The 19,065-nt window shown below is 45.5% G+C and carries 15 protein-coding genes; 4 read left to right on the top strand and 11 right to left on the bottom strand.

All coding sequences use genetic code 11. The annotated features are described in order from the left end of the window. Positions 1–63: 63 nt before the first annotated feature. The 3 genes from V7R39_RS05975 to V7R39_RS05965 are packed head-to-tail and all read right to left on the bottom strand — an operon-like array spanning position 64 to position 5,186. The gene (locus V7R39_RS05975) at positions 64–1,863 is read right to left on the bottom strand and encodes an acyl-CoA dehydrogenase C-terminal domain-containing protein (protein ID WP_334029288.1); all 1,800 of its coding nucleotides are present in this window, start codon (positions 1,861–1,863) and stop codon (positions 64–66) included. 9 nt (positions 1,864–1,872) lie between these two features. Further along, on the bottom strand, positions 1,873–3,054 hold the full coding sequence (locus V7R39_RS05970; protein ID WP_334029286.1) for an acetyl-CoA C-acyltransferase: 1,182 nt from the start codon (positions 3,052–3,054) through the stop codon (positions 1,873–1,875). Positions 3,055–3,065: 11 nt separating this feature from the next. Continuing rightward, complete coding sequence (locus V7R39_RS05965; RefSeq protein WP_334029283.1) at positions 3,066–5,186, bottom strand: 3-hydroxyacyl-CoA dehydrogenase NAD-binding domain-containing protein; 2,121 nt, start codon at positions 5,184–5,186, stop codon at positions 3,066–3,068. A gap of 243 nt (positions 5,187–5,429) precedes the next feature. On the opposite strand from V7R39_RS05965, the gene V7R39_RS05960 reads away from it, so the two are divergent. The 3 genes from V7R39_RS05960 to V7R39_RS05950 all read left to right on the top strand — a co-directional run bounded on the left by V7R39_RS05960 (position 5,430) and on the right by V7R39_RS05950 (position 7,727). Then, positions 5,430–6,335, top strand: coding sequence for a haloalkane dehalogenase (locus tag V7R39_RS05960; protein ID WP_334029281.1), 906 nt, complete (start codon positions 5,430–5,432; stop codon positions 6,333–6,335). A 43-nt stretch (positions 6,336–6,378) separates the two neighbouring features. Beyond that, complete coding sequence (locus V7R39_RS05955; protein ID WP_334029279.1) at positions 6,379–7,143, top strand: SDR family NAD(P)-dependent oxidoreductase; 765 nt, start codon at positions 6,379–6,381, stop codon at positions 7,141–7,143. 305 nt (positions 7,144–7,448) lie between these two features. After that, positions 7,449–7,727 (top strand): hypothetical protein, encoded by a 279-nt coding sequence (locus V7R39_RS05950; RefSeq protein WP_334029276.1) that lies wholly within the window; start codon positions 7,449–7,451, stop codon positions 7,725–7,727. A gap of 91 nt (positions 7,728–7,818) precedes the next feature. On the opposite strand, the gene V7R39_RS05945 is transcribed toward V7R39_RS05950, so the two are convergent. The 5 genes from V7R39_RS05945 to V7R39_RS05925 all read right to left on the bottom strand — a co-directional run bounded on the left by V7R39_RS05945 (position 7,819) and on the right by V7R39_RS05925 (position 14,791). Then, positions 7,819–8,790: an alpha/beta hydrolase gene (locus tag V7R39_RS05945; RefSeq protein ID WP_334029274.1), complete on the bottom strand. Its 972-nt coding sequence runs from the start codon at positions 8,788–8,790 to the stop codon at positions 7,819–7,821. An 82-nt stretch (positions 8,791–8,872) separates the two neighbouring features. Further along, on the bottom strand, positions 8,873–9,766 hold the full coding sequence (locus V7R39_RS05940; RefSeq protein ID WP_334029272.1) for an AraC family transcriptional regulator: 894 nt from the start codon (positions 9,764–9,766) through the stop codon (positions 8,873–8,875). A gap of 148 nt (positions 9,767–9,914) precedes the next feature. Beyond that, positions 9,915–13,046, bottom strand: coding sequence for an efflux RND transporter permease subunit (locus tag V7R39_RS05935; protein WP_334029270.1), 3,132 nt, complete (start codon positions 13,044–13,046; stop codon positions 9,915–9,917). After that, positions 13,043–14,239 (bottom strand): efflux RND transporter periplasmic adaptor subunit, encoded by a 1,197-nt coding sequence (locus V7R39_RS05930; protein WP_334029267.1) that lies wholly within the window; start codon positions 14,237–14,239, stop codon positions 13,043–13,045. The genes V7R39_RS05935 and V7R39_RS05930 overlap by 4 nt, the downstream gene beginning before the upstream one ends. A 75-nt stretch (positions 14,240–14,314) precedes the next feature. Continuing rightward, positions 14,315–14,791, bottom strand: a complete 477-nt coding sequence (locus tag V7R39_RS05925) for a MarR family winged helix-turn-helix transcriptional regulator (protein ID WP_334029264.1) — start codon at positions 14,789–14,791, stop codon at positions 14,315–14,317. A 130-nt stretch (positions 14,792–14,921) separates the two neighbouring features. On the opposite strand from V7R39_RS05925, the gene V7R39_RS05920 reads away from it, so the two are divergent. Then, positions 14,922–15,581: a hypothetical protein gene (locus V7R39_RS05920; RefSeq protein ID WP_334029261.1), complete on the top strand. Its 660-nt coding sequence runs from the start codon at positions 14,922–14,924 to the stop codon at positions 15,579–15,581. A 122-nt stretch (positions 15,582–15,703) separates the two neighbouring features. On the opposite strand, the gene V7R39_RS05915 is transcribed toward V7R39_RS05920, so the two are convergent. From V7R39_RS05915 to V7R39_RS05905, 3 genes are all read right to left on the bottom strand, one after another. Then, positions 15,704–16,678 carry an NADPH:quinone oxidoreductase family protein gene (locus V7R39_RS05915; RefSeq protein ID WP_334029259.1) on the bottom strand — a complete coding sequence of 325 codons (975 nt, stop codon included), beginning with the start codon at positions 16,676–16,678 and terminating at the stop codon, positions 15,704–15,706. A gap of 92 nt (positions 16,679–16,770) precedes the next feature. Continuing rightward, complete coding sequence (locus V7R39_RS05910) at positions 16,771–17,802, bottom strand: phosphotransferase family protein (protein WP_334029855.1); 1,032 nt, start codon at positions 17,800–17,802, stop codon at positions 16,771–16,773. 39 nt (positions 17,803–17,841) lie between these two features. Further along, on the bottom strand, positions 17,842–19,056 hold the full coding sequence (locus tag V7R39_RS05905; protein WP_334029257.1) for an acyl-CoA dehydrogenase family protein: 1,215 nt from the start codon (positions 19,054–19,056) through the stop codon (positions 17,842–17,844). Positions 19,057–19,065: the final 9 nt, after the last annotated feature.

Here is a 19,065-nt window from a genome sequence, read left to right as displayed (position 1 = left end):
GAAATACGTATTAAGCGCATTCACCCTCACCCGGCTTTTACCACAAGATGTTGTAAGCGTTAATTACTCAACGGCAAACATGCTTTCAGGCATAGACATTAGGTTGTCTGCACCTGACTGCATTGCTGAGACTAGTGAACGCGTGCGAGTAAGCAAACGGTCAAAGTAGAAGCCTGTAGTCAGTATTTTACTCTTATAGTATTCAGTTTCTGTGCTTCCGGCATCAAGCTGCTCTTGCGCTTTCACTGCCATACGAAGCCAGAAGTAAGCAACTGTGACATAACCAGAATACATAAGATAATCAACTGACGCCGCGCCAATTTCATCTGGGTTAGACGCCGCAACTTTACCGATATCCATGGTTACTTGCTGCCACTCATCAAGGTGAGAATTAAGGGCGTTTGTCCACGCACTAAACTGTGCATTGTCACGAAGAGAGTTGCAGTAATCGCGAACTTCCTGAACAAACACATTGAGCAATTCACCGTTAGAACCCATCACCTTGCGGCCAAGTAGATCCACTGCCTGAATACCCGTGGTCCCTTCATACATAGTACAAATACGCGTATCACGTGCGAGCTGCTCCATGCCCCACTCTTTAATGAAACCATGGCCGCCGTAAACCTGCATACCGTAGCTTGTGGTTTCCTGTGCAGTTTCAGTCAAAAACGCTTTAACAATCGGCGTCAAGAATGCAAGTTTTGCTTCTGCTGTTTGCTTGGCAACTTCATCGTCGCCGTAAAGCGTTACGTCTACCATTTGCATACAGTACGCAGCTAAAGCACGGTTGCCTTCGGCAAATGCTTTTTGCGTTAGCAGCATACGACGCACGTCTGGGTGCACAATAATAGGATCCGCAGGACCATCTGGGTTCTTGCGTCCTGTCATTGAGCGAAATTGCACTCTGTCTTTGGCATACTTAAGCGCACCTTGGAAAGACGCTTCCGATGCCGCCAAACCTTCAAGGCCAGTGCCGATACGTGCAGTGTTCATAAAGGTAAACATACAGTTTAAGCCGCGGTTAGGAGGACCAATTAGGAACCCTTTCGCGCCATCAAAGTTGATTACGCACGTCGCGCTCGCTTTAATGCCCATTTTATGTTCGATACTGCCGCAGCTTACTGCGTTTCTATCTTGCTTCTCGCCGTCGTCAGACACGTTGAATTTAGGAACAACGAATAACGAAATACCTTTTGTGCCTTCTGGCGCATCCGGTAGGCGCGCAAGCACAATGTGTACGATATTTTCAGACATATCGTGCTCACCAGCAGAGATGAAAATCTTAGTGCCGGTAAGGCTATAACTTCCATCTTCTTGTGGCTCAGCGCGACACTTCAGCATACCAAGGTCAGAACCGCAGTGCGCTTCTGTAAGACACATGGTACCCGTCCATTCACCGCTGATAAGCTTGTGAAGGAACTTCTCTTGCTGCTCTTTAGTACCGTGCGCTTTTAATGTTTCCATACAGCCTTGACTTAGGCCTGGGTACATTGCCCACGAGTGGTTAGCACCGGAGAACCATTCAGCAATAATTGAAGCCAGGGAGTAAGGAAGATTTTGTCCGCCAAACTCTTCCGGATGCGCCATACTCGGCCAACCGCCTTCTACGTAGGTCTGATAAGCTTCTTTAAAGCCTTTAGGTGTCGTTACCACACCGTCTTCCCATTTACAGCCTTCTTCATCGCCCGACTGATTAATTGGTGCTAGCGTGTTTTCTGAAAACTTCGCTGCTTCAGAAAAAATGGCTGATACCAAGTCTTCAGAGGCTTCATCGAAGCCTAGCTTTTGATAGTGACTTTGAAAGTCGAGTAGCTCATGTGTTACAAACATGGCGTCGCGTTGTGGAGCTTTATAACCTTCCATACTAATTACCTATAGAACTTCAAATAAACCAGCAGCGCCCATGCCGCCACCGATACACATAGTGCAAACTACAAATTTCGCACCACGTCTTTTACCTTCGATGAGTGAATGACCCACCATACGAGCACCGCTCATGCCATAGGGGTGACCAATAGAAATGGCACCGCCGTTAACGTTTAATAATTCGTCTGGAATGCCCAACTTGTCACGGCAATACAATACCTGTACTGCAAATGCTTCATTAAGCTCCCACAGACCAATGTCGTCCATGGTTAATCCATGCTGCTTTAATAGCTTAGGAATGGCAAATACAGGGCCAATTCCCATTTCATCTGGTTCACATCCTGCAACCGCAATCCCGCGATAAATACCAAGGGGTTGCCCTTTTCCTTTTGCCGCAGAGTGCTCATCCATAATAACAGTGGCGCTTGCACCGTCAGATAGTTGACTTGCATTACCTGCGGTAATACACCCGCCTTCAATCACCGGGTTTAAGCTTTGTAAACCTTCTAGTGATGTTTCTGGACGGTTGCCTTCATCTTTAGACAGCGTGACTTCCCGTTCGCTTGTTTCACCGGTCTCTTTATTAAAGAGTGTCTGCGTTGCAGTAATCGGTACGATTTCGTCATCAAACTTGCCTGCTGACTGAGCCGCGGCTGTTCGCATTTGACTTTGATAGCCGTACTCGTCCTGCACATCACGACTGATGTTGTATCGCTTAGCAACCACTTCAGCGGTTTGCAGCATAGGCATATAAATATTTTTATGCTTCGCTACTAATGCTGGGTCTACCGCACGATGCATGTTCATGCTTTTGTTTTGCACTAGTGAAATAGAATCTAAACCGCCAGCAACCATGATGTTGGTATCGCCAGTGCGAATCGCATTCGCCGCCGTTGCGATAGCATACATGCCAGAGCTACACTGTCTGTCTAATGTCATACCAGCAACAGACGTAGGTAGGTCGCCAGCAAGCGCTGCTAAGCGGCCAATATTCATTCCGCCACTGCCTTGTGTAAGGGCTGCACCCATCACAACATCATCTATGCTGGCTGGGTCAATACCGGCGCGAGACACTGCATGCTTTATTGCGTGCCCGCCAAGTGAAGGCGCAGGTAGATTATTGAGCGCGCCTTTGTAGGCACGGCCAATAGGTGTTCTTGCGGTACTAACAATTACTGCATCACGCATAGTATTGTTCCTTATTTTTTATAGTGCTTAAAACTGCCGCCTTCACGGGCCAATTTTATAAGTAAATCGCTAGGCTCTAGCCACATCTTTCCGTAGTCGCCAAGTCGGTCACGGTATGTAGTTAACTTATCGAGAATAGTCTGAAGCCCTACTTCATCTGCATACTGCATAGGACCACCACGGAACACAGGGAAGCCATAGCCGTAGACGTAAATCACATCAATATCGCTAGACTTAGCAGCAATACCTTCTTCTAGAATACAGGCACCTTCATTGATAAGAGAAAACATGACTCGCACCAAAATCTCATCATCGCTGATGTCAGAACGCTGCTCTACGCCAAGTCTCTGTGCTTCTTTCTTCGCAATATCGAGTACTTCAGGGTCTGGAATAGGAACGCGACTGCCCGGTTCATAGTTATAGGTTCCGCGACCGGTTTTAAGGCCATTGCGATCCATTTCTACCAAGCGGTCGGCAACAGCGCCGTAAGCCGGGTCGTGCGCAATATGTTCTTGGCGAGACTGGCGAACGTAGTAACCAATATCAAGCCCAGCCATATCGCCCATTGTAAATGGCCCCATAGGCATGCCGAAATCGGTAAGTACCTTGTCAACTTGCTCTGGTGAAGCGCCTTCTAACAATAAGCGGTTTGCTTCTCGTCCGTATGGCTCAATCATTCTATTGCCAACAAAACCAAAGCAAACACCCACTAGCACCGCGACCTTTTTGATGCGCTTAGCCATCTTCATGCAGGTTTTAATAACTTCAGGCGATGTCTTCTCAGCTTTGACGACTTCAAGCAAACGCATCACATTAGCAGGAGAGAAGAAGTGAAGCCCAATGACGTCTTGTGGACGAGAAGTCGACGTAGCAATCTCATCGATATCAAGTGTAGATGTATTAGAAGCTAAAATAGCGCCTGGTTTACATACTCTATCTAGCGTTGAGAATACCGTCTTCTTCACTTCCATCTTTTCAAACACAGCTTCAATCACTAAATCTACGTCACTTAAGTCATCATACGTGGTTGTGCCACTCAGCAGTGCCATGCGAGATTCAACTTGTTCTTGCGTTAGCTTGCCTTTTTTAGCGCTGTTTTCGTAATTTTTGCGAATAAGAGCGAGCCCTTTCTGTAAGGCTTCTTCTTTAAGCTCAAGCATCGTTACTGGGATACCGGCATTGGCGAAGTTCATCGCAATACCGCCGCCCATGGTCCCAGCGCCTATAATGGCTACCTTCTCAATAGCGCGCTCAGGTGTTGATTTATCGAAGTCACTGACATGACCCGCCGCGCGCTCTGCAAAGAAAAAGTGCTGCTGCGCTCGCGCTTGTGGCGTGTTCATGCACTCCATAAACAGCTTGCCTTCATTTTTAAGGCCATCTTCAAAAGCTAATATGTAAGCGCCGCGAACCGCTTCGATACATTTAAGCGGTGCGAAAAAACCTTTTGATGCTTTTTTCGTTTGAGCGACTACAGCGTCAAAAACGGCTTGTGTTTCATCAGACATTGTTAAGGAAATATCACAGGTACGCTTAATAGCCGTTGCACCACCTAAAGACGCTAAATACGCTTTGGTATCTTCTAAGAGGTGCTCAGGCTTATCTGATATCTTGTCAAATACGCCTGGTAATTTGAGTACAGAAGTGGGCTTACCTGTCACTATCATTGTTAAGGCTGTTTGCGCGTCTGCCAAGCGAGGTAAACGCTGCGTTCCGCCAGCGCCGGGTAAAATACCTAGATTAACTTCTGGAAGACCCACTTTATTGTCGGCAAACGTGATGCGGTGATGACATGCTAAGGCAACTTCTAAACCGCCGCCAAACGCTGGCCCCGGTAAAACGGCTACGACCGGCTTTGACGCGTTTTCAATCTTCTCTAGTACTTCAGGTAAGTTTGGTGATAAATCACCGCCTGCAAATTCACTGATATCGGCGCCACCTGAAAATATTGGCAGAGCGGATGTCACCACGATAGCTTTCACACTACTGTCGTTTATCGCTTGTTCAATGCAGTCTATTAGGCCTACGCGAAGTGCTCGAGAGAGTGCGTTAACTGGTGCACTCTGCATAGTAAGCGTGGCAACACCCTGCTGCACATCATACGATACTGCTTTGTTTTCCGTCTGAGTCATAACCATATCCTGTTTATCACGTTAATCGGATGTTATTGCAGTGTTGCCAATCATCCAAGTTTATTGGTGTTATAGACATTTATCACAATATTTAATACGGCAACGAAACCCTGTTTTTTCATCGGATCCGCTTTCACGCTAAGTAATACAGGAGTTACAGATTAATTGACAGAATGAGATAAGGGTGTTTTTGTTATCATACCGTTAATTATTTTACATTTAATTTACAGGGGCAAGTAAGCTATGCAGATACTGAAAACACCTGAAAGCGCCTTTTCGAATATCTCTGATTTTCCGTACGAACCACAGTTTGTTCAAGTAACCGATACCGTCAGTAGCGAACTGTCCATGGCCTATTACCAAGCAGGTCCGACTGACGGTCATCCCGTTGTTTTACTACACGGTGAACCAACCTGGGCTTATCTCTATCGAAAGATGATCCCCATTTTAGCTGATGCGGGCTTCAACGTGCTTGCACCCGACCTTATAGGGTTTGGTCGTTCTGACAAACCTACACGCAGCAGTGACTATACCTATGCAAGGCACTTAATTTGGGTACGAGAATGGTTTAACCAAGTTGTGAAACAACCCGCTACGCTGTTCTGTCAGGATTGGGGAGGCCTATTAGGTCTTCGACTTGTAGCAGATATGCCTGAGCGATTTTGTGGTGTGGTGGCTGCAAATACCGGTCTACCCACGGGCGATCAAAAGCCTAGTAAGGCGTTTACGGCATGGCGTCGCTTTTCTCAAGACGTACCGGAATTTCCAACCTCAGATATCATTGATAAAGGCACAGTAACCGACTTATCAGATAGTGTTAAAGCGGCTTACGACGCACCATTCCCTGATGAGACTTATAAAGTAGGCGCAAGAATGTTTCCCCTATTGGTTCCTACACAGCCCGACAGCACAGACTCTCAAGCCAATCGAAACGCTTGGCAGTCGCTTAAGCAGTTCAACAAACCCTTTATGACCGCCTTTAGCGATAGCGATCCTGTGACGGCAGGCGGTGACAAATTTATGCAGCACACCATTTTAGGCTGCAAGGGAATAGCACACACCACAATTAAATCTGGTGGTCACTTTTTACAAGAGGACAAGGGTGAAGAATTAGCTCAGGTTCTTATTTCATTTATTCACAATTACTAGGGCGTATTGACCTAGGTATTTCAGAACATATAAAGGAAACATCATGGATTCACTACTTAACTTTACCGACCACGTTGTGCTGATTACTGGCGCAGGCAGCGGGTTTGGCCGGCTTTTGGCGACAGGGCTTGCACATCGCGGCGCAAAACTCGTGCTCAGCGACATAAATGAAGCGTCGCTCAACTCGGTAAAAAATGAACTTGAAAGTGTTACCGATGTGGTGAGCATCGCAGGCAACATTGCAGATGAAAGTCTCAATAAAGCGCTGGTAGACGCGGCGTTAGAGAAATTTGGTCACTTGGATATTGCCGTCAATAACGCAGGCATTGCTCACACGCCAGCGCCCGTTCATGAAATGACTGAGGCCATCATGGATAGTCAGTTTGGGGTTAATGTTAAAGGCGTGATGTTTGGCATGAAATACCAAATTCCTGCCATGCTCGCTCAAAAAAAGGGCCATGTGTTAAACGTGAGTTCTCTTGCTGGTCTTGGCGGCGCTCCAAAAGGCGCAGCCTACGCAGCAGCAAAGCATGCCGTTGCCGGCATCACTCGCACCGCAGCAGTAGAGTATGGAAGAAAGAATGTGCGTGTAAATGCAATATGCCCATTTTACAGCCCAACCAATATTCTAAATGTGGATGGATATAATACCCCAGAAGCCCAAGCTCAATTGGGTCAGGGCAGCCCAATGAAGCGCCTAGGAGAGCCACAGGAAATAGTTAACACTATGATGCTAATGCTGTCTCCTGGAAACAGCTATATGAACGGCCAAACTATAGCAGTTGATGGCGGCGTCACCGCTTGGTAGGAGGCTTCACCGCCAATAGAGAGGCTTCACCGTCAATAAAGAGAAGCATCACCGAAAGACAGAAAAGTCGCTGCATTGCACAGCATACAGTATAAATTTTCATACCATGGTATGAGCTACTCTATTTTGTTTTAAATCGACTTTAGTTGTAATGGAGATGAACAAACAAAGTCTGACGAAAGAGGCGAGTGCAACCGCCTCTGACGTCTTTTCTCTCTCGGTTAGTGCACTCAGTACTGCAATGAAATACTGCAAAAAAATGCTGCAATAAACCGGAAACTGAACTAAACATTAAAAGAGAGCCAATGATGAAAACACTTACCAGCATGATGTTGATTAGTGCTTGTTTAGCGGCTGTACTTATTTCTCACAATTTGGCTGCAGCAGAAGATGCTAAACACCAGCCAAACCTCAATAGTTCAGAGCAAGCGAAACCGATTTTTAAAAAAATTCGCCGCAGCTCTAATGACCTATCTAACCGTTTACCACAAGGCATTATCACTCCGCGAAATAGTAATACACCGCTACAGCAAGCCCATCTTCTTCATTCAGCTTTGCCATACTCACTGCCGCAGCCTGAATAACCATAAACTTCAGATGCTTTTAACTTATGCACCTTGGCGTCAATCGCGACATTAGTGCAGTAGTCTAAAGGTTAGCATTTCATAACGCGCCCTATCGCATAGATATCTTGAAATGCGCATCAACCAAACTCAAAGCTTCAGTTATTACCTCTGGAGAGTCATAAAAATCAAACTGTGTAATGTCATCTAACATTATCAGCTCGACGTTGTTGCCGCCTTGTGCCGCAAACCTTTCTGCCCCCATAGGGATTGCAGCGGCAGGCGAATGGACTAGCAATACTGGGTCTTTAATGAGCGAGGCAGTTTGAATAGCGTCATAGCTCAACCATGGTTTCCAAGAGAAAGTGCTAAATTTGTTATCGTATTCAACAATAGCGCCACGTGTAGGTGATGTATAGTAAGAGGCTTTATACATCACCGATTGTTCATTAGTATCGCTTGCTGCCTCAAGGATCAGAGCTTCTCCACTTTCTTCAGCATTTACGGTCGCCTGCAATAGCGCAGGTATATTTTCGCCATACACTTCGTTTACTATCGCTTTATCATGCAACCAAGGCGCAACGACAGCAACGCTAGAAATTATTGCACTTTGATGGGCTGCATCAATTGCATAGCCAGCTGATGCGCAAATACCTAGGGTAGCAATGTGTTCACTGCGGATGTTCGCTTGGGCTGATAAAAACTCAGCAGCAGCTAGAATATCCTGCGTTTTTGCCTGTGGATTCTCTGCATATTTTAATGGTACTGGACTGCCCTGAGCAGACTCTCCCCAGCCTCTGAAGTCGAATGCTAATGCAGCGTAGCCTTTATCAGCGAGTTTCTGAGCATAGCCAGCTGGCATTTGCTCTTTTACACTGGTCCACGACCCTGAAACAATAACAGCGGGCAGCCTATCACCAGATTTGTATGAATCAGGAAAGTATAAATCACCCACCAAGACTTGTCCCTGGCTCTCAAAAGACACCTCTTTTTTAATTGCCGCTGACACGGGATTAATGGCAGATACGACCGCAATACTAAGTAGAGCGGATACGCCTAAAATATTATTCGTAAGGTTTTGCATAATCTTTCTCCGTCTTAAAAAATATCTCTAGTTGACAGTGATAAGAATACGCATTTTAAAAATAAAGAATTGTTGCAGACTGCTAACTTTTTGAAGATTTCTGCTCAGACCGAAATTCCTTAGGGTTAATGTGTGTGAATTGTTTAAACACGCGTGAAAAGTGAGCTTGGTCGCTGAAACCGCAGCTTAACGCAATATCGATTAACGGCCGAGACAGGTCACCAAGCATTTTTTTAGCCTGCTCTATGCGATAAGACATGACAAACTGATGGGGTGTTTGGCCTATGGTTTTTTTGAATAGCCTGGAAAAGTGTGCTGTGCTCAAACCTGCGCAACTTGCAAGTGTCTCAACCCCGATATTCTTAGCATAATTTTGCGCAATGTGGTCTAGCACTCGCTGATAATGTTTAGAGCTAAACTTCGGATTAAACTCAATATTTTCACTGTGTTCAATACCATATTTTTGAATCAGCTTGATTAAAAACACGCGCGCAAAACTTTCAAACATCACGTTAGACCCAATGTCCTGATTCATCGCCTCTCTAAGCATTAGCGCAGCATCGCAAATGTCTTTATCTATAAATTGAGGGACGCTTTTCAGCTGCGCGTGACCCAATAGAATACCCACTTCAGAGTGAGCAAATTTTTTAAGCTTGTTGGGTTCTAGTGTCACCACAATTACTTCACTTTTTTCATGCCACCTCCAACCAGAACGCATACCAGCGGGTGTAACAATAATCTCATACTGATGGTAAACGAAGTCTCGATGCTCATCATTACGCCAGTTTTCAACGCGATGGGGTTTTTCCTTCAGATTAATGAGAATATGATGCTGACTAAACACATCGTGCGGCATTTCGCCCGGCTCTGCCTCAAAAAACTCAAGAGTGAGTAAGTCACTGGCGCCAGGGCGCAGCAACTGCTGACTATTAATCAGCGGTTGTTCTGGATAAATGTCCTGATAACGTTTCGGCATTAACAAAAGCTTTTAAATATGGGAACTGGTCGTAATAGTACATTCGAAGCGCTCAATTTCCTAAGTGCATTGCTCCACTGATGCTAGCAAGTCAATGAGAGCAAAAGTCTTCAGGCTGAAGAATAGATGGCTGCAATGCAAATTGACTTTACGCACTTTTTGCGTGACGTAGCGTCAACGAGGAGTCACGATAATGAAAATCCGCAAATACCTTATAAGCCAAGGGCGTAAAAAACATTGCCAGAATCAATGAAAAGCCGATGCCACCTGCAATCACCACAGAAAGAGGTGGCCAAAAACTTCCACCCGATAGCACCAGCAAAGGAATAAATCCACCAATGGTGGTGAGCGTAGTAGAAATTAAGTGACGACCACAACCAAATGTTTCTTTGACAATTGCTTCAATGTTGCCGAGCTTCGCTTTTTCGTTAGCGAGTATGGCGGCAATGACAACGATGGTGCCATTAATAGCAACACCAGCAAGTCCTATGCTACCAATCAAAGGATTAAACCCTAAAGGATAACCCGATATTTTGAGCGCAAGCATTCCCAAGCCTACGGAACAAAGAGCCACAAGGCCGACGATTAAAGCCAATGCGCCGCTTTTGAACGTTAGAATAATGGTAGTAATAATCATCACTACCAAAATGGGCGCGTAAGTCAGTAAGTTACCTATTGCATCGCTTTGTTCTTCCGTGTCTCCAGCCACATTGACGCTGTATCCGCGAGGAATATCCATATTTGCATCAATTATCTGGGCAATTTCACCAGCAACCGATATTGCCGCCGCGTCCTGCGTAATGTAGGCGTATATGGTATTTACCCGCTGGCCGTTAAAACGAGTGATAGATGGAATCTCTGGCTTTAGTTCAACATATCCTAGCGCACTGGCTGGTAGCCAGCGATCCTGTTCTGGCAGATTTAAAGGTAAATTAGCAATATCAGCTATGGTATTGCGATCATCTTCAGACAACCTCACGCGCACGGGCAATTCCTCGACATCCTCAAGAATTGAACCACCCAACACCCCTTCTAAATTAGCCTGATACTGCAAAGCAATGTCCCGTAAGCTCAAGCCAGCAAGTTCTGCTTCTGCTTCGTCGGCCTGTAGCCAAAGCTTTCCCTCACCGCCTGAAATTGACGCTCGTGTATGCACTATTTTGCTGTGCTGATGCATTAAACGTCTGAGATCCTCTCCTAACGTTCGCAGTGTATCCAAATTAGGACCTAAAATGCGAAAAGCAACGGGGGCCGTTGACGGTGGGCCTTGTGAAAAGCTGCGCACCACCGCTCTAACTTGTGGAAATTGGCCGTTGATCAGTTCTTGTGCGTCTTCAATCATCGTAATAGCACGTTGCTCTGATTCTGCCACTACAACTGCTTGAGCGTAAGCACTATTATTGTCTTCAGTGGGTACCTGATTGTAATAAACGGGTGGCGTAGAGGCACCGATTAACCAATGTGTTTGCTTTACCCCATCCAGCGCTTTTAGCGCGCTGTCGATGTCGGCGATGGTTTTTTCTGTACTGTTAATGGCACTGTCGCTATTTTTCCAAACTTGGATTTCGAACATATCTCGATCGCCTGCTGGAAAAAATTCCATATCCATGGTGCTCATCATTGCGAAACCGAAGACTGCCGGTACAATCGCAATTAAAGCAAAGCGTTTTGGCTTGTTCATAGCGCGCAGTAAAAAATGAAAAAAGTCGGTTGTTATTTTTGGCGTAGGTACACCACTCTGCCACCAGCGATGGGATTCGTTTTCACCTGTGCCAGGCGACACGAATTTCGCGGATAACGCGGGGATCACAGTAACTGCTATAAAAAAAGAAAATACGAGTGCCATCACTACACTAATCGCAATAGGACTGACAAAGTCACCGGCACTGCCGGGTAGTAAAAAAATGGGCATAAAACCTAATACTGTGGTTAAAGTAGAGGCTAGCAGTGGTATGAAGAGGTGCCTGACCGCGTTTTCCATTGCTTCAAGTCTAGATACACCTTTTTTCAATTCTTTGCGCACCTCGTCAGACATCACAATGGCGTTATCAATGAGTAAGCCTATAGCGACAATCATCCCAAAGATAGACATCTGGTGAATACCTTGATTGTAAAAACTGAGAGAAAAGAGCGCACCTGCGATGGACAGCGGCAGCGCTGTCCCAACGATCAAACCTGACTTCCAACCCATCGTCAAAAATACAATCACTATGACGATAAGCGCACCTGCAAGTAAGTTACCGACCAAGTCAGCCAAACGTGCCTCTGTGTAATCGTTTTGAACAAAAACATTTTCAATATTAATGCGTTCGTTATATTCAGATCTGAACCTTTCTAGCAGTGCCTCAGCATCATTGTTCCAAATGTCCAGGCGTAAGTTTTCTTCTGTCCGAACCGCTACATATAGTGTGCGTTTTCCGTCTTTTAGGCCTATCTGTGCAGGCGGGTTTTCATAACCGCGAGAGACAGTGGCGATATCGCCAATTTTTAGAGCAGAACCCTGCGGTGAAGATTGAATGGGGATGTTTCTAATGCGCTCCAGACTAGCAAATGATCCATTTAGCTCAATGCGCAGATTTTGCATTTCACCGCGTACTTGTCCTGCTGACACCTTACTGTCTGAATTGCGAATAATCTGCGAGAGTTCTGTTGCACTCATTCCAAGTGCAATAAGTTCTGATTGACTTGGTGTCACCACAATTTCCTCGTTTACACCACCAAAAATCCTGACGAGTTCGGTACCGGATAGACCAAGCATCTGATCTTTCAAATCCAGCGCCACACGTTGGAGAATATTCATTGGTGGTGAGCTCTCATTGTCCCAATTGATGCCTACGATATACGAATAAGCTACTGCTCCGCGCTCATCGTCTAAAAATGGGATTGTGGCGTCTTGGGGTAAGTCGTTTTGAATATCCTGTAATCGACTTCGAATTTTAGAAAAAACTTCTTCGTTGGTGTCACTGGTAATCGAATCTTGTAATGTGATGCTGATGCTAGACACGTTTGAACGCGCAGTCGATTCAACTTTTTTTATATCAGAAATTTCTTCTAGCGCATCTTCAATTTTTTTGTTGATAAGAGCCTCTATCCTCTCGGCCGATGCGCCTGGCAGAAATGTTAGCACCGTTGCACCTCGCTGCGTGATACGCGGATCCTCAATACGGGGCAAATTGCTTATTGCAGATAGCCCTGCTACCAGTAAAACAATGATAGTCATCACTAATAAATAACCATTGCGGTAGTACAATGACGATAAGTGTCTTGACGACTTACTCATTGTATTGTTCCTTCTTCTTTACCGGAGGCAAGCCTCACTACCTGTTCAGATACCAGCTTGTGACTGCCCTCTGTAACAAGCTTTTCTCCATCATCAACACTTCCTCGTACATAAGAATAACCAGATTGTGCATCAATAATTTCGACATGACGTTGTGAAACAGAGTGCGTAGCTTTAAGTGCATTTTTCACGACGTCGTTACCCGAAACTCCAGCATCGATATCGTTTGCTATGTATAGCGTCCAAAGACCTCTTCGCCCCTCTCGCAATGCCGTATTATTCACCCAAAAACCGCGAGCTTGAATGCGCTCTTCAAGAGGAAGCTTTAAAACATCTCCAGAGCGAAGCGGTGTCTGAGTTTGTATAATTGAGGCAATCACATCGAAACTACGTGCACTGTTTGTTGCAGGCAATATCGACTTAACCACCACGTCTATAGGTACATTTCGTCGATAAGCAGTAAGTTGCTGGTTCACACTAATTTGGTCGAGCATAGATGATGGCAATCCAAACCGAGCCTGATTGTCACCTGTTTTTTCAAGTGTTAGAAGCGTCTGCCCCACGTTTAATACCGAGCCTTCATCGACGTTTCGTGCAACCACAATCCCGTCGAACGGCGCGCGCAGTAACGATTTATTGATATTTACTTCAATAGTATTTAAACGTGCTTTGACAGCGTCAACGTTGGCAACTGCGCCGTTTTTCGCTTGTAAAGCTTCGTCTTTTTCCTGCACGGAGAAAGCGTCACGTTGATAAGCTTCTGATATTCTGCGGTACGTATCATTCGCAAGCTTTGCATTAGCTTTAGCTTGAATTAGCATTGCTTGAGCTTCGATTTTTTGGGTGTTGAGCCTGTCAATATTTAGCGTAGCGATGATATCCCCTTTGTTGACTGCATCACCTTCATCTACTTTAATCTGAGCCACAGTGCCGAAAATTTCAAACCCGATGTGACTCGTTTGAGCAGCCTCAACTTGACCAATGAAGTCACGAGAAAGAATATAGTTTTCCTGGTATTTTACAGTCTCGATATTAACCGATTGCGCAATACTGAGCTCGCTCTCATTTAAAGACACACCAAAAGGTTTTTGACTACTCACCAAAAGCAGCGCAACGATAGAAATAACAAACCCTGTTGTAACTAACACAACATTTACCAGACCCTTTCTGCCACTTTCCTGTTTCAGTTTCATCGTGCTGTCCTCTTGATGAAGGTAATAAATACTTTGCTTATATGGTGCATATGCACGTTTGAGATCAAAAAAAACTTACACGCTGTCGTATGTGTTTCCGCCGGCAACATTAATAAGCCAGTCTCTGCTGGCCTCCCAGCTCTCAGGACCCGTCGATTCGATGAACTGTTTCTGAGCTTTACGCCACAAGGGGATTGCCTCGTCGAGTTTAGACTTTCCATTCTCCGTAATGCGTATTTTCTTTTCCAGCGTATCTGAACTGCTGCTTATACGCACCCAATCGTGTTTTACCATAATGTTAAGCGCTCGATTAAGTGCGGTTCTGTCCATACCTATTTCATCCGCCAAGCGCGTGAATGAATTAGGTTCAATGCCCATTATCATAGACAGTAACGAGAATTGAGTCGCCTTTAAACCGACAGGCTTGAGTGCTTCGTCGTATTGACGAGTAATTTTACGGGCAGCCGCTTTTAAACGCCAGCAAGCGCAGTGGTGAACGGAGGTGAGTGCTTCTTCTTTCATACTACGAAGCATAACGTGCATACGCACCATGTCAAGGCTCCTTGTGATATTTCTACACGCAATTTAATAAGAAAAGTTGGCTATTACATTTATTTCATCATCCGTATAGTGCATATGCACGTTAAAGCGTTGAATTATTATGATTGCGTTTGGAGGCAATATGAAAACATCAAAACAGTATTTTGGAAAATCGTATTTAAATTCACTGTGTGTTCTAATTTCTGTGTCGTTGATCACCGGTTGTAGCGGCACCGGCAGATTTACAGAAGAGCACACACTTAACATCAAAAATAGCATTGAACAAAGCGAGGATATCGAGCCATCTTTAAGCGCGATTTTTTTGAGAGGTAATCAACCTTACCGAATTGCGTTCTGCGAGGCGCAACGAGCAACCTCAAGCTGCATTGAAAACGATAAACCCAGCGCAACTGGCTTAGGCGGTTTTTTTCTGCCTCTGAAGCTGGATTTAATTGGCGTAGATGTGAAGTCGGCGATGGTCGCCAAAGGAAATACAATTGAGTTGACGTCAACAGTTGATGCACCCGTAAATAAAATATCATCAACATGCGGCAACGTTGACGGCGTACTCACATTTTCTGACAGCTACGCAAAGCTCGAATTTCCCTCTACTTATTGTAACTGGATGGGCATCGGCAATGTTGCACAAAGTATGTCATTTTCTATTGAGCGAATAGATGTTGACGCTAGTTCCTTCAGCGGCTTTTACAAAATTGCTTTCTATGGAACGGGCAATGCGAGCGGGTCAGGCTACTTCACCGCGTTCATTGAACCTTCTGAGTTTCAGCCTACAATCAATTAGTCTTAGTGTGAGTTACATTGGAATTGCGACGTTCTTATCAATCGAACGTCGCTAGACCTGTCTCAGTATATGAAACCGCAAACATTGGCATTACGAGCGACGATTACTCAAGAATGCTTTCATTAAGGAGTAATAACCATTTTCCCTTTTACTTCCCTATTCATAACCTTAGTCATCGCTTTAGTTGCTTGCTCTAGAGGCAAGGCTTCATCAACAACTACTTTTACCTTTCCCTGTACATACCACGTCAGGAGCTCTTGCATATTTTCGGCAAACCCTTTGGGATCGTGCTGAGTAAACGAGCCCCAAAATACGCCCATTACAGAGTATCCTTTTACCAAGGCTAAATTTACTGGGAACTTAGGTATCTCTCCGCCAGCAAACCCGACAACAAGCAATCTGCCTTCCCACGCCATACTTCTACTACAAGCATGAAAAGTATCACCGCCGACACATTCATAAATAACGTCGGCACCTTTACCGCCCGTCACTTCTTTCAGCGTTTCTTTGAGATCCTTGTCTTTATAATTGATGAGTACATCTGCGCCATACTCTTTTGCTAGGGCAAGCTTTTCTTCTGTAGAACATACTGCAATGACCTTAGCCCCCATAGTTTTACCAATTTGAACGGCCGCTAGACCGGTGCCACCAGCTGCCCCTGTCACAACCAGCGTCTCGCCAGGTTGTAACTTAGCGCGCTGTTTTAAGGCATGGTGAGCAGTGGCATGAGCAGTAACAAGCGCCGCACCTTCATTCACATGAATAGGGTCTGGTAACGGCATAACGTGGCTTGCTTTTACAGCTACTTTTTCTGCATAACCGCCCAGATTAGAGAGCGCGATAACCCGCTGTCCTTTTTTGAAGTGACTGACTCCCTCACCCACTTCACAGACAATGCCAGCCACCTCGTTGCCAGGAATAAACGGAAAGTCAGGTTGCATTTGATACAGGCCTTGTACCAAGAGCCCATCTGGAAAGTTGACCCCTGCCGCCTGAACATCAACAACAACATGCCCAGGTTTTGCTACAGGATCGGCAACGTCTTTTACACGTAAATCATCTACTGGCCCAAAGGCTTCACATACAATGGCTTTCATCTTTTCTCCGTATTCTGTTTTCTCTATGTGTTCGGCGAAAAACCCAAAACGCATTAACCCGAGGGTTAAATCATAGAAAACAAGTGTGTCTGTTATTCACTGTCTTGGTGTATGGTTTGATTCGCTATTTGCGCTAGAGGACGTACCATCGCCCCCAACTGCATCGCTTTCTCGCTAGATGCATTACCATCGTGAGCGCGCTTCACTACGCCTTGCAAAATAGCGGCGAGTCGGAAGAAACTGAACGCGAGATAGAACGTCCAATTATCAATTTTTCCCATATTCCGTCGTTTACAGTAAGCATCTATATACGCTTTTTCTGAAGGGATACCCAGGGCCTTGCGATCTAGCCCTCCCAACCCTGCTGCGTGAGCAATATCTGAGGGAAGGCGCAGCTGCATGCACTGATACGCTAAGTCTGAATAAGGGTGTCCCAATGTAGACAGCTCCCAATCAAGCACAGCTATTACCCTAGGTTGCTTGGTATCAGACATATCAAACATCATGTTGTCGAGTCTAAAGTCGCCATGGACCAGCGAGACCTGTCCATCATCATCAGGCAAATTAGCTTCTAAATAACTAATTAGCTCTTCAATTTCTTTAATATGCTCTAGCTCTGACGCTCGGTATTGTTTAGTCCAGCGACTTAACTGGCGTTCAAAATAACTGCCGGGCTTTCCATAATCGCTCAGCCCAGCAGATTGAACATCGACGCTGTGCAATGACGCAAGCACTCTGTTCATTTCATCATACATCGCCTCACGAGTGCTGGACGTAGCAATCTCAGGCAGCGCACTATTCCAAAAAATATCACCGTCAACATGAGCCATGATATAAAACATACTGCCGATAATATCTGGGTCTTCGCACAGGTGATATGCCTTCGGAACCGGTACTTCAGAATTTTGCAGCGCATTAATCACTCTGAATTCGCGGTCTACCGCATGCGCTGATTTAAGCAGCTTTCCCGGAGGCTGGCGCCGTAAAACAAAGGTGCCATTGTCAGTAAGTAGCTTGAAAGTCGGGTTCGACTGGCCGCCAGAAAACTTTTCAGCCTCCTGAACGTGCCCTATTTCTGGGCACGCGGTAGTCAGGTAAGTGTTTAATACCGCTAAATCTAACATATGAGGCGCAGTTGTGTTTTGTGCAGTCAAAACAGCTCCTTATGCGTTTTTATCAGCAATTAAATTACGACCTAACTGCATCATGTGCACTTGGTCTGGGCCATCGGCAAGCTTAATGGTGCGTGCATATGCATACATTGCAGACAATACAAAGTCTTGACTTGTTCCCGCCGCACCGTGCATTTGAATGGCGTCGTCTATCACGTTGCACGCCATGGTTGGCGCAACAATTTTAATTGCCGCAATAAGATCACGAGATACTTTATTACCGTATCTGTCCATCTTATCGGCTGCCTTTAGCGTTAATAAACGCGCCTGCTCAATATCGCAGTGCATCTTGGCAATGGTTTCACGAATAGACTGCTGTTTTGCTAATGGCTTGCCAAAGGCAATTCGAGATTCTACTCGTTCACAAGCCATATCTAATGCGCGCTGTGCACAACCGATTAAACGCATACAGTGGTGAATTCTACCTGGCCCAAGGCGGCCTTGAGCAATTTCAAACCCTTTACCCTCACCCACGAGTAGATTTTCAGCAGGCACACGTACGTTTTCAAACAAGACTTCGGCATGACCAATCGGTTCATCATAAAATCCCATTGCTGCCATAGGCCTAACAATGGTGACGCCCTTGGTATTCATGGGCACGAGTATTTGCGATTGTTGCTGATGGCGAGGTGCATCAAAGTCAGTTTTGCCCATCACCACCATAATTTTGCAATTCTCGTTCATTGCGCCACTGGTGTACCATTTTTTACCATTGATAACATACTCATCGCCATCGCGCGTAATTGACGTTTCAATATTTGTTGCATCGCTCGACGCCACCGCAGGCTCAGTCATCGCAAACGCAGAGCGAATCTCTCCGTTTAACAAAGGCACTAACCATTCTTCTTTTTGCGCTTCGTTGCCGTATTTGGCTAATACTTCCATATTGCCTGTGTCTGGCGCGCTACAGTTGAATATTTCAGAACTGAACAACACGCGCCCCATTTCTTCACAAAGTGGTGCATATTCGGCGTTAGTCAGCCCGGCTCCGTAAGGCTTGTACTCTTCGGGTAGAAATAAATTCCACAACCCTGCCTCGCGCGCTTTTTGCTTTAATGCCTGCATCATCGCTGGGGTTTTCCAACGGTCTTTTCCATTCTCTACGGCATGAATGTACTCTTGCTCAATTGGATACACTTCTTCTTTCATGAACGCTCTTAGTTTTTCTAAAAGCGCCTGTGTTTTTTCGTTATATTCAAAATTCATCGCTGTCCC

The sequence above is a fragment of the Alteromonas sp. P256 genome, assembly GCF_036864455.1.
In the GTDB taxonomy this organism is placed as follows: Bacteria; Pseudomonadota; Gammaproteobacteria; order Enterobacterales; family Alteromonadaceae; genus Alteromonas.
The sequence above is the reverse complement of the archived record's forward strand: the minus strand, read 5'-3'. Positions and strand labels throughout refer to the sequence as shown.

Bases quoted from the DNA above. Each gene is read 5' to 3' on its own strand.
- V7R39_RS05975 (WP_334029288.1), bottom strand. From the start codon at position 1,863: ATGGAAGGTTATAAAGCTCCACAACGCGACGCCATGTTTGTAACACAT.
- V7R39_RS05970 (WP_334029286.1), bottom strand. From the start codon at position 3,054: ATGCGTGATGCAGTAATTGTTAGTACCGCAAGAACACCTATTGGCCGT.
- V7R39_RS05965 (WP_334029283.1), bottom strand. From the start codon at position 5,186: ATGACTCAGACGGAAAACAAAGCAGTATCGTATGATGTGCAGCAGGGT.
- V7R39_RS05960 (WP_334029281.1), top strand. From the start codon at position 5,430: ATGCAGATACTGAAAACACCTGAAAGCGCCTTTTCGAATATCTCTGAT.
- V7R39_RS05955 (WP_334029279.1), top strand. From the start codon at position 6,379: ATGGATTCACTACTTAACTTTACCGACCACGTTGTGCTGATTACTGGC.
- V7R39_RS05950 (WP_334029276.1), top strand. From the start codon at position 7,449: ATGATGAAAACACTTACCAGCATGATGTTGATTAGTGCTTGTTTAGCG.
- V7R39_RS05945 (WP_334029274.1), bottom strand. From the start codon at position 8,790: ATGCAAAACCTTACGAATAATATTTTAGGCGTATCCGCTCTACTTAGT.
- V7R39_RS05940 (WP_334029272.1), bottom strand. From the start codon at position 9,766: ATGCCGAAACGTTATCAGGACATTTATCCAGAACAACCGCTGATTAAT.
- V7R39_RS05935 (WP_334029270.1), bottom strand. From the start codon at position 13,046: ATGAGTAAGTCGTCAAGACACTTATCGTCATTGTACTACCGCAATGGT.
- V7R39_RS05930 (WP_334029267.1), bottom strand. From the start codon at position 14,239: ATGAAACTGAAACAGGAAAGTGGCAGAAAGGGTCTGGTAAATGTTGTG.
- V7R39_RS05925 (WP_334029264.1), bottom strand. From the start codon at position 14,791: ATGGTGCGTATGCACGTTATGCTTCGTAGTATGAAAGAAGAAGCACTC.
- V7R39_RS05920 (WP_334029261.1), top strand. From the start codon at position 14,922: ATGAAAACATCAAAACAGTATTTTGGAAAATCGTATTTAAATTCACTG.
- V7R39_RS05915 (WP_334029259.1), bottom strand. From the start codon at position 16,678: ATGAAAGCCATTGTATGTGAAGCCTTTGGGCCAGTAGATGATTTACGT.
- V7R39_RS05910 (WP_334029855.1), bottom strand. From the start codon at position 17,802: ATGTTAGATTTAGCGGTATTAAACACTTACCTGACTACCGCGTGCCCA.
- V7R39_RS05905 (WP_334029257.1), bottom strand. From the start codon at position 19,056: ATGAATTTTGAATATAACGAAAAAACACAGGCGCTTTTAGAAAAACTA.